Consider the following 11,001-nt stretch of genomic DNA (forward strand, 5'->3'; position numbering starts at 1 on the left):
AAACGTTGATTGTCATGGTGAATGAAGGAAAAATAAGTGCTTATGGACCTGGTTCGCGTTACGGTGGATTCATCCATGATGTTGCTGGGTACAAAGCGGTTGATGAAAACATTGAAAAAGCGAAATTTGGTCAATCCATTAACTTTGAATATATAACAGAAAAAAATCCAGACATTATCTTTGTCGTGGATCGTAGTGCAGTACTAAATACCGCGCATGATAGCACAAAGGAAATGTTTGAAAATGAACTGGTGAAAAAAAACAAACGCTTATAAGAATGACCATATAATTTATCTAGACACAGAAGCATGGTTCTATGGCGGTGGATTGCAATCATCGAAAAAGATGATTGAAGATACAGAAGCCTATTGGAATGAATAGATTCACACTCCTTATTTTATTTCGCTATTTATAGCCTAGACTATACGGAAAACTATAAGTAAAACCATCTAAAGCTGCCGGGATATCTCCGTTAGCGTTAGATGGTTTTTTTGTAGGAATTATTTTTGATCTACCTTCATTAATAAGGTAGACCAACATTTTTCAGCCCTATGAATTGAATTCTTTACTTTTGTTATCCAATAGTATAATCGTCGTATAAGAATCAATAGTAGATACTGAATTTAGTTCCTCGAAATGTAAAATTTCATTTATAGTCTTTTCAGTTTCCATCACTAACTTATGTGCATCATGGTTAGAACTTTTTATTGTGGTTTGAATGATAATGGACTTTTGATAATTAGTATTCATATCGCCAACTACGTCAATATGTTTGTTTGTAATAAGCTTCTGCCAAATCATTTCCTGTAGAAATACCTGATTCGATATAGTGATAAAGACGTTTTGATTTTCTATTTATTTTATCGAGCTTTGCCTGAATAACTTCTTTATGATTCGTGATCAGCCCGCCATGTCCAGGAAATACGATATCAGCTTCAAGCTGCTGAATTCGTTTCAGCGATTTGCTGTATTCCGCAACGGCCTGCAGCCGATTGCCCTCGAGATCCGGATCAATAATTGCATTTGTTGAGCTGTTAGCAAAAAAAAGATCTCCTGAAAACAGCCATTTTCTTTTTTCATCATATAAACAGATCGAGTCAGGTGAATGTCCAGGTGTGCCTAGCACACGAAGACCAGCTATTTCATCGCTTTCTTTAATTAGAGTAATGTCTGTCTGCAATTCTTTCTTTTTTACATTTTGGATAGTGTCCTGCATTTTTGCAAGACGGACCGCCCCTTGTTCACTACAATCCATTTCTTCATACAGTTTTTCAAAAAATGTGTAGCGCATTCGTAAAAAATCCGTATCCATCTTTAAACGCGGCACAGCTAACGGGTGCGCATAGACCGGCACTCCTTTCTCTTTCAAAATATACGGAACCAAACCAACATGATCTTCATGATGATGCGTTAATATAATGCGATCAATATTTGAAACATTTAACTTTTGCTCAGTCAGGACTGCTTGTAGCGCCTGCAGGCTTTTCTCATTAGTAAGCCCCGCATCCAGTAATGTAATGGAATCGTTGTCACGTATTATATAAAAATTAAATGATTGCAATGAATGGTTTTCAATTGGCAGCACAACAGGATAAACCTCCCTGCCGTAACGGCTAATAACAGATTTCATTTAATTCACTCCTCGTTTCCATATTAAAACATAAAGATCCAGAACGCCAAAGATTCACACGTATGAAAGGATTGTTTTGTGAAATCCTATTAAAAAAGGAATGAAGTTTAGTGACCGGTAAAAAGTATACTGAAGCAGGCACAAACATTGAAGATGTCAAAAAGCAAAACGCCAATTCAGGTTTAACTTATAATGAAGTAAAGGAATTGATTGCAAAAGAAATGATGAAGAAGGAATCGCCTTCGGACGATATGATAAATCAAAGCTAATTTTGCATATAACGTACCTACTGACTAACAAAGACTAACTGTCCTACCAATCCGGGAAACTCTCCTACCACGGCGTTATTCAATACAAAAAGCAAACTTCGTTTAGAAGTTTGCGTTTTCCATGCATTATTAATTCGAAATGACCGGCAGCACAATATGTGTTGGATATTGAGCACCATGATGAATTATCTGATTCGCTTTGATCATTTTTTCAGTATCCTTTGTTGTATCTCCCGTATTCGGGTTTACTTCGAAACGCGGAAAATTACTTGAAGCAATTTCAAGACGTATGGAATGTCCAGGTAAAAATACATTGCTTGTTGCCCATAAGTCTATTTCATATTCCACAACCTCGCCGCACAAAGGTGCTTCTTCTTTATTCCCATTCCGATATTTAGCTCGTACAATGCCGTCCGTTAAATTATAAGCTTTTCCGTTGGGCATCACATCAATCAATTTCGCAATGAAATCTGTATCAACCGCATCTGAAGACGCCCATAATTTCACTTTTATCCACCCTGTCACTTCAACCGGTTCTGTCAGAGGCTCTGTTGTGTAAACAGCGATATCCTCTCTTTTTTCAAGTCCCTGCTGATCACGCGGCCCTGAATTTCTTCCTTTATAAAATAACGTGCCGCCCCCGTGACTTGGTACAGGATTTTCAGGATCATGTACATAATAATCTTCACCGGCTTCTACAGGCTTGTTCCATATTAAGCGACCCGATTTCATATTTTCATTCGCATAACCGTCGCTTTCTATATATAAAGGTGTCAATTGAGTTCGCTGCAGGGGCCATTCTTTTTCAGATCGCCACTCATTAATCCCCATTACAAAAATCTTTACAGGATCCTCATCCGCTGGAATACTTGTATGTTCTTCTTTTAGCCAATAGTCAAACCAGTCAATATGAAGAGATGTTATATCCTCTTTCCCATCAATATTATGGCCGGAAGCCAGACCGCCAAATGCACGCTCACCAATGTCAGAGTCTACATATCCATGAGACCATGGTCCGATAATAAGTTTTTGATTGTTCAAAGAGCTTTGCATTTGCTCGTAATTTAATAAAGTCGGTGCTAAATGGCTGTCATACCAGCCTGCTAAATGGTATGCCGGAAGTCGAAGCGGTCCATTTTCGTCCAATCTTTTCAACATTTCCTGTTTTAATTCCCCACCAAAATCATTCAGGAAATATTTTTCATAGAATGGGATCAATACCGGATGCTTTTGAACAGGTTCCCACTTTTCATAAGGGACTGCCTGATGGTGCTCATCGATACGGTCCAGATCTTTAATCACTTCAGCCATCGCTTCTTCGTAATTATCTACTCCAGCTCTTTTCAAATAATCATACACGACGGAATCAAGCATCCATGTTTGGGCAGCTGCCAATTCCGTAATTCCACCCCGGGCAAATAAACCGCTTTCTTTCATATTCCCAGTCATTGCAGGAAAGATCGCTTGCAGCGCTTCCGGCTTTTCCAAAGCTGCATACAGCTGTGTAAAACCGTAATAAGACAGGCCAAACATACCTACTTTGCCATTGGAATACGGCATTTCAGATGCCCATTCCACCGTGTCGTATCCGTCTTCAAACTCTTGAATAAATGGTGCAAACTCTCCTTCAGAAGCAAAACGTCCGCGCACGTCCTGAATAATTACAATATAGCCGCTCATTGCAATGCGGATTGGATCAATATAACGGTGTGAAAAGTCTGGAAGGTTTTTATTATAAGGCAGTCTTGTCAATAAAACCGGAAAAGACCCTTCTTCCGCCGGACGATAAATATTAGCGTATAACTTCACTCCGTCTCTCATTACGCATGGCACTTCTCTGTCTACAATAATTTTCTGATCGTTGTTCATTATCCAACACTCCTTCTTTTATATGTAAAAGCCCTGTGCAGAGGATTAATTTCCACCAACACAGGGCCCCCTGTTTTTATTTTCCTAACATTTCATTCACTTTGTCCTGATTATTGTCGATCCAATTTTGTGCCACTTCTTTTGGATCTTTTCCTTCAGTTTCAATCTGTTCGATCATTTTTTCTACATCATCAATTGAAATACTCCAGTTACTTAAAAACTCATAGACTTTTGGATTATTTTCTTTTAATTCTTTATTCGTGATTACCTCTACTGAAGCTTTTTCGAAGTATTCTCCTTGATCATCTTCAAGAACTTTTAAATCGAACTTATTAAACATCGTATGAGGTCTCCAGCCGAAAAACGCGACCGGCTCTTCTTTGCTCATAAAACGTTGTGCCTGCGCCAGCATTCCTCCTTCAGATGAGTTCACCTGCTTCATGTCGAGGTCATATCCTTCAAGCATGTCGTTAATAATACCTGTTGCACTTGCACCATCTTCAATCCCGTACATTTCATTGTTGAATAAATCTTCTTTTCCTTTAATATCACTTACTTTATTAATATCGTCCATATAAGTTGGTACAACCATACCTGTTGCTACATCGTCATAGCTTACCGCTGTTTGTTCAATATTATCTTTATATTTTGCAATGTGGTTTTCATGCGCTGGAAGCCATGCATCCATAAACACATCTATATCACCGCGGGAAAGACCGATAAATACGTTCCCGGCATCCGCTTTTACTTCTTCTGCTTTATACCCCATATCTTCAACAATCAATTTAGCAATCTCTGTAGGTGGAACAGTACTAGTCCAAGGCGTTATTCCAAATGTAACTGTTTTGCTTTCGCTTTCACCTGAATCTTTGTCTGACGTTTGTTCTTTGTCGTCTCCTGACGAACATGCAGCTAGCGCTAATAGCAATAACGCAGTCATCGTACCCATTAAAAACTTTCTCATTTAAATTTCCCCTTTTACTTTTTTGTTCCAATACTTTGCGTAATTCTATCTAAAATGATGGCAAGCACAACAATTGCAAGACCACCTGTTAGACCAAGTCCAACGTTAACTGTGGAAATACCAGTTAATACTGTATCCCCTAGTCCTGGTGCACCGATCATAGATGCAATGACCGCCATGGAAAGTGCAAGCATCATCGTTTGATTAACACCAGCCATTATCGTGGGAATTGCCAGTGGAAATTGTACTTTTGCAAGCAATTGCCAGCGGGTTGCGCCAAATGCTTTGGAAGCTTCAATGACTTCTTCCGGCGCTTGTCTAATACCTAGACTTGTCATGCGTACTGCCGGCGGTGTGGCAAAAACGAATGTTGCGATAACTGCCGGTACAGCGCCAAGCCCGAATAATAGAATCGCGGGAATTAAGTAAACAAAACTCGGCAACGTCTGCATAAAGTCCAAAATCGGACGAATTATGCGGTCGGCTGTCCTGTTGAGCACCGCTAAAATCCCGACCGGAATCCCGATAATAACGGATATCAAAGTAGAAACAATTACGATGGCTACTGTTTGTACAGATTCATCCCATAAATTAACGGCACCGATGTAAAATGCACCGATCAGGGAGAACAATGCCAATCCTTTGCCAGAAACTTTCCATGCCAGCAAAATGACTAGCAGTACAATAACTTCAGGTGGAATAATAAGAAGAAAGTTCGTTACTGCATCAATAAATGCCCGCAGCATGTCGCTTATTTTATCGAAGAAACCAGACGTATTTGGAAGAAGCCAATCGTCTACAAATGTATTTGTCCATTTTTCTATAGGTAAGTTAAAGTAGTTCATAATGAAGTCACCTCGCTAGTTTCTGAATCTTTCTCTTTGCCGAGTACTAGACCGGAAAGGATGGATACGCGCGAAATAATTCCTAATAACTTGCCGTCTTCAACAACAGTTATTGGATACTTCGAATCGACCGCGATTTCAATCAGTTCATTTAGCGGGGTAGTCGGAGGCACTGAAATCACTTCTTTAATGAGCATTTCATTTAGCGGGATTTCTTCTTTATATGCTTTTATCGCATCGTCAATCGTTAAAAGACCTTCGAAATGATTTTCTTTTCCAACAACGAAGATACTTGAAGCGCCAACCTCTTCCATTTTGCGGACTGCCATACGCGGTCCATCTCTATGTGTCATCACAACTTCTGGACGTTTCATGACATGAGAAGCTTCGAGCACTTTGGAACGGTCTACATCTTTAACGAAGTCTGTAACGTAGTCGTTTGCAGGGTTTTCCAGAATTTCTTCGGCTGTTCCAATTTGAACGATTTGTCCGTCTTTCATAATGGCAATACGGTCACCGAGTTTTAGTGCTTCATTTAAGTCATGTGTGATGAATAAAATCGTTTTTCCTAATTTGCTCTGCAAATTCATTAATTCATTTTGCATTTCTGTCCGTATAATCGGGTCCAGCGCACTGAATGATTCATCCATTAATAATATATCCGGATCATTCGTCAATGCCCGCGCAATACCGACGCGCTGCTGCATACCACCGCTTAATTCTGATGGATAACTTGCTTCATATCCTTTCAAACCGACATCTTCAATCGTTTTTAACGCTTTTGCTTCGCGCTCTTCTTTTTTAACGCCTTGCAGTTCCAAGCCGTAAGCGACGTTGCTCAAAATCGTGCGATGAGGAAGCAAACCGAAGTTTTGGAACACCATCGCTAATTTCTTTCTTCTCGTTTCCAGTAAATCTTTATGATTCATTTTTGTCAGGTTTTCACCATCGACAAGAATTTCACCGCTTGTCGGTTCAATAAGACGGTTCACAAGACGGATAAGTGTTGATTTACCGCTCCCTGAAAGTCCCATAATAACGAAAACTTCACCGGTTTTCACTTGGAATGCCGCTTTATTAACCCCTACTGTCATGCCGGTTTTTTTCAGTATTTCAGGTTTTGTATGACCGTCTTCTAGCATCTTTAAGCCCTGAAGTGCGGGTGAACCAAAAATCTTCGTTAAGTTTTTCACTTCGATTTTATACATAAGAATTCTCCTTTAGTAGTCGCAGTTGAACCCTGCAGCCTGACAAGCTTATCGGCGAATGCCGATTGTACGTCCTGCTTGCTTAGGTATTTCCAGCTGATGATCTGCTTGCGCTTTTGTTTTGATCGTATTTGAAACTGCGGACGGAAAAGGCGCTGCTTTTCCTGTCTCAGTATCGATCCCCATTAGCATTTGCTCACTTGTTGCAACGAGTTGACCATCTGCATTCATCATGTTGAAAAAGATATGCAATCGTTTCTCATCTGTATCAAGGAGCTGTGCAGCAATATCCAGCTTTTCACCTTCACTTGCTTCTAATAAATAACAGAGATGGGTTTCTAATGTAAAAATCGTATAACTATAAGTTTCACGGCCTTTTTCATCCAAACCGATATATTCCATAAATGAATCGACAGCCGCGCTGAACGCTTGCGCATAAGCAGCGTCGTTCATATGTCCGTTGTAATCCACCCATTCTTTTAGCACATCGGTGGAATAGTTAAATGTCTTCTGTTCCATCAAATACTCCCCCTTTTAATCAGCTTACTTTGAAGCTTTTGCCGGTTCATGCCAATATTCTTCTACTAAATCAAGAAGTTTCACTAAAAACTCATTGCGCTTTACTTCCAATTCAGCAACTGAGCTTTCACCAGCATGTGTTTCACAGCCTTCAATTACTTTTTCTTTCAGTTCATCAGTCAATTCAGGCGCTTCTAATTTCGTCCATGGCAATTTCAATGCGGGACCAAATTGTTCAAGCATATGGCGCATTCCTTTTTCTCCGCCCGCGAGATGGAATGTCAAGAATGGTCCCATTTGCGCCCAGCGTAATCCTGCCCCATATATAATAGAAGCATCAATTTCTTCAGTTGTTGCAATCCCGTCATTAACTAAATGAAGCGCTTCACGCCAAAGTGCTTCCATTAAACGGTCAGCCACATGTCCTTCGATTTCTTTTTGAATAACGAGAGGCTTCATCGTAATAGATGTATAAAATTCTTCTGCTTGCGTGATAATTGCCGGATCCGTTTTTTGACCGCCTACTAGTTCAACTAAAGGAAGAATATAAACAGGGTTGAACGGGTGTGCAACGATAAGCCTTTCAGGATTCTGCAAGTCTTCTTGCAATGTACTTGGCATAATGCCTGAAGTACTCGAAGAAATAATCGCTTCCGGTTTTGCGTACTGATCAATTTCAGCTAAAACGCTCTTCTTTAATTCCAAACGTTCGGGCACGTTTTCCTGAATGACGACTGCGTTTTTAACAGCTTCTTCAATAGAAGGTGCGAATGTAATACGGTCTGCAGATGTTTCAGGATTCAGTCCCATATGTTCTAACGACGGCCACGCTTGCTGAATAGCAGCTTTTGTTCGCGCTTCTGCTCCTTCAACCGGGTCATATGCGACTACTTCCAAACCTTGAGCAAGGAAACGTGCAATCCAGCCATTTCCAATAACGCCTGTGCCAATAACGGCTACTTTTTTTACAATTGGTGTACTCATTACGCCTTACCTCCAACGGGGTTTTTCAGTTTATAGAATTCTCGAGCTTCTTGCGGAGTCATTATTTCAATGCCATTGCTGTGAAGCATACCGACAGCTTTATCGACGAGCTGCTCGTTTTTTGCAAATACCCCTTTTGATAAATACAAGTTATCTTCCAAGCCGACACGAATATTCCCGCCAAGCATTGCAGTTTGCATTGCTATTGGCAATTGCATACGTCCAATCCCAAATGCAGACCAGTGTGCATTTTCTGGAAGGCGGCTTTTAAAATACATAATCGTTTCAGCATCCGCTTCCGCCCCCCATGGAATACCTAAGCAAAATTGGAACATCGGGTCCCCATCAATTAATCCTTCATCAATGAGCTGTTTTGCAAAACGAAGATGGCCAGTGTCGAAACATTCCAACTCAGGTTTCACACCGCTTTCCTGAATCAGTTTTGCGTGTTTACGAAGCCATTCAGCAGGACTTAAGTAAATCATATCGCCGAAGTTAAGGCTTCCGCAGTCAAGCGTACACATTTCAGGAAGCAACTCTCCGACAGGACGGTGACGCTCATCCGGCGTTTGAATGAATGTGCCTGTACCTCCTGCAGCCGGTGTATCTAAGTTAGGAATAAAATCGCCGCCGCCACCTGCTGTAATATTAACGATCACATCAACTTCTGAATCTCGAATTCTATCCATAATCTCTCTGTAATGCTCAACGTCATGGCTGATCCCGCCAGTTTTCGGATCACGTGCATGTATGTGAGCAACTGTTGCACCAGCTTTTGCTGATTCAATTGCAGAATCTGCAATTTCTTTCGGTGTAATCGGAACGTATTGGCTAATGCCAGTTGTGTCTCCTGCACCTGTGACTGCTGCTGTAAGTAAAACTTTATTTTTCATGAAATAACCTCCGATAATTTTCCGCCTACAGTTACTGTACCGTCTAGACGGTTTTGATATATTGAATACTATACAGTTATTAGAAAAGCCTTTCAACCCCTAGGTAACTAGCATCTCTTATGTTCTTATCAAGTAAAACCTGCTTCAAGTCTGCTATTAAGGTATTTCTATTGCGCGGTCCATTCACGTAATTTTTTGTAAACTAGTTCTTTTTGCTCACCCCTAATCGGGTTAATATCAAACAGGTCAGCCAGCCAAATACCATCAGACGCTAACCGGATAATCGTAGCAATAACGGGATCAATTCCATCTTCCTCCACTTCATGTTGCCATTCCAAATAAGCTTCTCGGATCGGACGCATTAAAATTGGATTAATAGCCTTCGCAGCAAGTAATCCCGAATGCATATCTTTATTCGGATAACCTTTTTTAAACGTGACGTCTAAATACGCGCGGGTAAACTTCCCTCTTTCTTTTTCATCTTCTTCGGCTTGTGTATTTATTTTAGTTTTATAATTCCTGGCCAAATGTTCAACCATTTTTTCAACGAGCACTTCTTTTGATTTATAATGATAGAGCAAACCGCCCTTGCTAATACCTGCTTCTGCTGCCACAGCTTCAATCGTTAAATGAAAAATCCCTTTTTCCGCAACGATCTTAGAAGCGGCGTCCAGAATATCTATTTTTCTTGTGCTCCCAGTCATTTCTGTTCCTCCTTAGGGTATATCATATTATTCACTGTACCATCCGGACGGTTTGTTTTCAAATGAGGTGGGGCGGACTTAGCTGGACAGTGTGGTTGTTGCGAAGTTTGTCTTGAGCGTTTCGAAGTTTTGTGGATTCTTTTCGAAGTGGCGGCTGAGTGTTGCGAAGTTCGTATTCAATGTTGACAAGCAATAATCATTCATCAAAAAAATCTATGTAAAACAGTTTACATTGTGTCCTCTTCATCAAATCAATCATTTTTACAACTTCAAGCTATTTTTCCAATATGGACTTGCCCTAAGTATATTTACTTCCTTCTTTAATGCTAAGAGTTGACAATTCCTCTCTGTGTTTATCAATAAACTGGATAACCAATTTTGGATTTGTCTTACTATAATCTCTCAATGCCCATCCATTGCTTTATTAATGAAAAATTCATCATCATCAAGATTATTAATTAAAATCTTCTCCAAAAGTTCTTCGTTCATAGCAAACATTTGATGATTAATTACAATTCGTCTTAACCAGATATTTTCATCTAAACACCACTGCATCATTGTCTTATCAACGACTGGATATTTAAGAGCAATATCCCCTATAATTCTATGAAAGCCGTATACTGAACTATATAAAGAAAGGAAGAATAAAAACAAATACATACGTTGTAATGAATGAGAAATATGCCAAAAAATATGCTTATTTGCATTACGGGCATTAGTATTTTCAAAGTTTTTCTTTATAAAAAGATTTTTAAAAAGAGAGGGTATTATCATGAAAAAGTGGTCTTTATTTGTATTAATATTTACCTGTATGCTAGTGATCTCTGCATGCGGATCTAAAGATACGGATAAACAAGCAGACGAATCATCTAGTACTACTCAAGAAGGTGCGGAATCAACTGAAATAAAAATTCAGCATGAACTTGATGATCAAGAAGTGGTGTTGAATAAAGTGCCAGAGAAAATTGTTGTACTAGATTTTGGTGTATTAGATACGTTGGATTCATTAGGCATTGAGGTTGCAGGTGTTCCACAAAATGTGGTACCTGAGTATCTAAAAAAGTATGCTGGATCTGAATATACAAGTGTAGGAAGTTTAGTGGAACCAGACTTTGA

11 protein-coding genes and 2 pseudogenes are annotated in these 11,001 nt (G+C 39.7%); 3 read left to right on the forward strand and 10 right to left on the reverse strand.

The genetic code is table 11. The annotated features are described in order from the left end of the window. Positions 1 to 275: ABC transporter substrate-binding protein (locus CSV61_RS16110; RefSeq protein ID WP_233193663.1), on the forward strand; the 275-nt coding region annotated here is incomplete at its 5' end. 488 nt (positions 276 to 763) lie between these two features. On the opposite strand, the gene CSV61_RS16120 is transcribed toward CSV61_RS16110, so the two are convergent. Further along, positions 764 to 1,630 (reverse strand): MBL fold metallo-hydrolase, encoded by an 867-nt coding sequence (locus CSV61_RS16120; RefSeq protein ID WP_083031605.1) that lies wholly within the window; start codon positions 1,628 to 1,630, stop codon positions 764 to 766. Between the two features lie 110 nt (positions 1,631 to 1,740). Here CSV61_RS16120 and CSV61_RS17015 point away from each other — a divergent pair, with 110 nt between their 5' ends. Continuing rightward, positions 1,741 to 1,899 carry a hypothetical protein gene (locus CSV61_RS17015; RefSeq protein ID WP_099640062.1) on the forward strand — a complete coding sequence of 53 codons (159 nt, stop codon included), beginning with the start codon at positions 1,741 to 1,743 and terminating at the stop codon, positions 1,897 to 1,899. Positions 1,900 to 2,028: 129 nt separating this feature from the next. Here the strand turns inward: CSV61_RS17015 and CSV61_RS16130 are convergent, their stop codons facing one another. The 9 genes and pseudogenes from CSV61_RS16130 to CSV61_RS17025 all read right to left on the reverse strand — a co-directional run bounded on the left by CSV61_RS16130 (position 2,029) and on the right by CSV61_RS17025 (position 10,659). Then, a complete protein-coding gene (locus tag CSV61_RS16130) occupies positions 2,029 to 3,768 on the reverse strand; it encodes a CocE/NonD family hydrolase (RefSeq protein WP_083031608.1) in 1,740 nt (579 codons plus the stop codon). A 76-nt stretch (positions 3,769 to 3,844) separates the two neighbouring features. Continuing rightward, the gene (locus CSV61_RS16135) at positions 3,845 to 4,732 is read right to left on the reverse strand and encodes a glycine betaine ABC transporter substrate-binding protein (RefSeq protein ID WP_083031611.1); all 888 of its coding nucleotides are present in this window, start codon (positions 4,730 to 4,732) and stop codon (positions 3,845 to 3,847) included. Between the two features lie 14 nt (positions 4,733 to 4,746). Further along, positions 4,747 to 5,577, reverse strand: a complete 831-nt coding sequence (locus CSV61_RS16140) for an ABC transporter permease (RefSeq protein WP_083031614.1) — start codon at positions 5,575 to 5,577, stop codon at positions 4,747 to 4,749. After that, a complete protein-coding gene (locus CSV61_RS16145; RefSeq protein WP_083031616.1) occupies positions 5,574 to 6,785 on the reverse strand; it encodes a quaternary amine ABC transporter ATP-binding protein in 1,212 nt (403 codons plus the stop codon). Before CSV61_RS16145 ends, CSV61_RS16140 begins: the two co-directional genes overlap by 4 nt. A gap of 48 nt (positions 6,786 to 6,833) precedes the next feature. Continuing rightward, positions 6,834 to 7,304 carry a thioesterase family protein gene (locus CSV61_RS16150; RefSeq protein WP_099640063.1) on the reverse strand — a complete coding sequence of 157 codons (471 nt, stop codon included), beginning with the start codon at positions 7,302 to 7,304 and terminating at the stop codon, positions 6,834 to 6,836. A gap of 24 nt (positions 7,305 to 7,328) precedes the next feature. Then, positions 7,329 to 8,288, reverse strand: a complete 960-nt coding sequence (locus CSV61_RS16155) for a 3-hydroxyacyl-CoA dehydrogenase NAD-binding domain-containing protein (RefSeq protein WP_083031622.1) — start codon at positions 8,286 to 8,288, stop codon at positions 7,329 to 7,331. Beyond that, positions 8,288 to 9,181, reverse strand: a complete 894-nt coding sequence (locus CSV61_RS16160; protein ID WP_083031636.1) for a beta-keto acid cleavage family enzyme — start codon at positions 9,179 to 9,181, stop codon at positions 8,288 to 8,290. Before CSV61_RS16160 ends, CSV61_RS16155 begins: the two co-directional genes overlap by 1 nt. 167 nt (positions 9,182 to 9,348) lie before the next feature. Beyond that, positions 9,349 to 9,885: a TetR/AcrR family transcriptional regulator gene (locus CSV61_RS16165; RefSeq protein WP_083031638.1), complete on the reverse strand. Its 537-nt coding sequence runs from the start codon at positions 9,883 to 9,885 to the stop codon at positions 9,349 to 9,351. 298 nt (positions 9,886 to 10,183) lie between these two features. Next, positions 10,184 to 10,659 (reverse strand): annotated as a pseudogene (locus tag CSV61_RS17025) (DNA alkylation repair protein). Here CSV61_RS17025 and CSV61_RS16175 point away from each other — a divergent pair. Next, positions 10,658 to 11,001: pseudogene (locus tag CSV61_RS16175) on the forward strand (ABC transporter); the annotation flags it as partial. The pseudogenes CSV61_RS17025 and CSV61_RS16175 sit on opposite strands and share 2 nt — an antisense overlap.

Origin of the sequence: Sporosarcina sp. P3, from assembly GCF_002743415.1 — a bacterium.
In the GTDB taxonomy this organism is placed as follows: domain Bacteria; phylum Bacillota; class Bacilli; order Bacillales_A; family Planococcaceae; genus Sporosarcina; species Sporosarcina ureae_A.